General features: G+C 62.8%; 2 protein-coding genes. Both read right to left on the reverse strand.

The window, feature by feature from the left end; translation table 11 throughout:
• Window positions 1-420: PriCT-2 domain-containing protein (locus AOG27_RS20965; RefSeq protein ID WP_200909125.1), on the reverse strand; the 420-nt coding region annotated here is incomplete at its 3' end.
• Window positions 420-621: TraR/DksA C4-type zinc finger protein (locus tag AOG27_RS21410; protein WP_200909126.1), on the reverse strand; the 202-nt coding region annotated here is incomplete at its 5' end. The genes AOG27_RS21410 and AOG27_RS20965, both read right to left, overlap by 1 nt.

Consider the following 621-nt stretch of genomic DNA (forward strand, 5'->3'; position numbering starts at 1 on the left):
CCGCTGGCAGGCTTCCGCCACCGCGAGCTGCATACGCTCGAGCTTGGCTTCGTCTGCCTCCACCTTTTCGGCGACCAGACGGCGACGCTCTTCTGCCTCAGCTTTCAAACGTTGCTTTTCTTCTGGCGTCAGTTCGCGCCGCTCGCGGCGCCAACCAGAATTGCGGGCGAGCTTGTCCAGATAGCGGATGCTCACCTTCCCTGGCTTCAACGACTTCCATTTCTTCCAGGCGTCGCCCGCCTTGTACTTGTCGCTCGACTGGCTCCAGCTGTCCCAGAGGTCCCAGCCCGCATCATCGAATTCAGTCTTCAAAGCATTGCCGATGTTGATCCACACTTCTCGATCATCGGCCGGGATGAATAGAAGCGCCTGGCGAACTTCGTCAAGGCCCAGAGGAATATATTCGCGCTTTTGGCCCATCACCGCCGCCCCTCCCTGGCCGCCTGGCACTCCGTGCAATACCGGCACCCCGGCACGCTCAAGCGCCGCGCCGTCGGGATCGGCTCATCGCACTCCACACAATTCGCCGGCCCCTGCATCGCCTCGCTCTGCTGGCTCGCCCGGCGGGCATCCAGCGCATCCTGCATGCGCTGATCGATCAGCTCCTGGGCGCGATCCGCA

Origin of the sequence: Pseudoalteromonas lipolytica, assembly GCF_001306915.1 — a bacterium.
Taxonomy (GTDB): Bacteria; Pseudomonadota; Gammaproteobacteria; order Enterobacterales; family Alteromonadaceae; genus Pseudoalteromonas; species Pseudoalteromonas simplex.